Below are 1,161 nucleotides of genomic sequence, written 5' to 3'. Positions count from 1 at the left end.
CCGGCGGCACCGGCGGCCTGGGCGCCCTGACGGCACGCCATCTGGTCGCCGAGCACGGGGTGCGTGGCGTGGTGCTGGCGGGCCGCCGGGGCGACAGCGCCCCGGGAGTCGACGAACTCGTCGCCGAGCTGAGCGAGATGGGTGCCCAGGTGAGCGTGGAGGCGTGCGACGTCTCCGACCGGGAGGCGCTGGCGCGACTGCTTGCCGCGCACCCCGGCATCACTGCCGTCGTCCACGCGGCGGGCGTGCTCGACGACGCGACGTTCGGCTCGCTGACGCCGGAGCGCCTGGAAGGGGTGTGGGCGCCGAAGGCACGCGCGGCACTTCACCTGCACGAGCTCACGGCCGACCGCGAGCTCGACGCGTTCGTCCTCTACTCCTCGGCCGCCGCCACGTTCGACGCCCTGGGACAGGCGAACTACGCCGCCGCCAATGCCTACCTGGATGCCCTCGCGGCACATCGCCGCGCACTCGGCCTCCCTGCGCGGTCCCGGGATTGGGGCCTGTGGGACCCCGAGGCGGGCGGCATGGCCGCCGGCCTCGCCCCGGCCGACGTGTCCCGCGCGGCACGGGCCGGAACGCCCGCGCACAGTGTTGCGGCCGGTCTGGCGATGCTGGACGCGGCGGCGGCCCTGCCGGCGGCTCCCGCCCACCTCCTCGCCCTGCGCCTAGACCAGCAGGCCCTCACCCGCCGCGCCCGCTCGGAGGAGCTGCCGCCGGTGCTGCGCGGCCTGGTCCGCACACCGTCCCGCCGCACCGCGGGCGCGGCCACGGCGGAGGACGGTTCCCTGGCGGCCGAGCTGACACGGCTCGGCGCGGCCGACCGCGAACGACGGCTGCTCGACCTCGTACGCACCCATGTCGCGGCGGCACTCGGCCACGACGGCCCGCAGGCCGTCGATCCCGAGCGCGGCTTCGGCACCCTCGGCTTCGACTCCCTGGCAGCCGTCGAGCTCCGCAACAAGCTCGGCGCGGCGACCGGACTGCGGCTCCCCGCGACCCTCACGTTCGACTACCCGAACGCGGTGGCCGTGGCGCGCTATCTGGACGGGCAACTCGTGGGGAGCGACGCCGAACGCCGGCCCGCACCTGTGTCCGGGAAGGCCGCGGTCTCCGGGACCGACGATCCGGTCGTGATCGTCGGCATGGCGTGCCGCTACC

Annotated in this window: 1 protein-coding gene; it reads left to right on the top strand. The window is 76.0% G+C overall.

What is annotated here, in order from left to right; all coding sequences use genetic code 11:
• Nucleotides 1-1,161 (top strand): beta-ketoacyl reductase (locus ACFW2E_RS47400; RefSeq protein WP_384478515.1); only part of this gene is annotated, 1,161 nt, incomplete at both ends.

Source organism: Streptomyces sp. NPDC058964, from assembly GCF_042741275.1.
Classification (GTDB): domain Bacteria; phylum Actinomycetota; class Actinomycetes; order Streptomycetales; family Streptomycetaceae; genus Streptomyces.
The sequence above is the reverse complement of the archived record's forward strand: the minus strand, read 5'-3'. Positions and strand labels throughout refer to the sequence as shown.